This is a genomic window from Leptospira semungkisensis (assembly GCF_004770055.1).
GTDB lineage: Bacteria > Spirochaetota > Leptospiria > Leptospirales > Leptospiraceae > Leptospira_B > Leptospira_B semungkisensis.
On record NZ_RQEP01000025.1, the window covers coordinates 1 to 577 of the forward strand.

Genomic DNA, 577 nt, shown 5'->3' on the forward strand with positions numbered 1-577 from the left:
AGGGATCCAGATCCATTTTCTGCGAGTGCTATTCGATTCCCAATAACCTATAAGAGCGGAGAATAGAATGGCTCCTCCGAATGCTGCGAGTTCCTTCCAGATCGGAAATGCAACCAATCCGAAAAAGACTTCCACATGTTCCAATCCTAGTTTGGTAAGAAGAAGGAAAAGAGATGCTGTCTTAAACTGGTGAGCGAGTTCGAACAAGGCTCGGGTTCTTCCGGAAGCTTCTAAAAGCATTGCCTCATGCACCATGGTTAATTCTAAGTGAGTACGAGGATCGTCGAATGGAGGCTTGGAAAGTTCAGACAATACGATTAATGTTGCACCTAAGAAGAAAAGAATCCCGAAGGATAGATTTGCGAAGTTCGCTTGGAATACCACATTGGATTCGAATACTACTAGGATAAGAATCATGATCGGTTCCCCGAAAATGAACAGAAGCGCTTCTCTTGCAGCTCCCATTCCTCCAAAGGAAGTTCCATTCTCAACCGCGTATGCAACAGTAGCAAAACGGATCATCCCGATCAAAAACGGAATGAATAGAAGAGATGCCCACTCGAAGGAAACAAGAGAC

General features: G+C 44.5%; 1 protein-coding gene. It reads right to left on the reverse strand.

Annotated elements, in window-relative coordinates; translation table 11 throughout:
• Window positions 1-577: NADH-quinone oxidoreductase subunit H (locus tag EHO59_RS18125; protein ID WP_210413060.1), on the reverse strand; the 577-nt coding region annotated here is incomplete at both ends.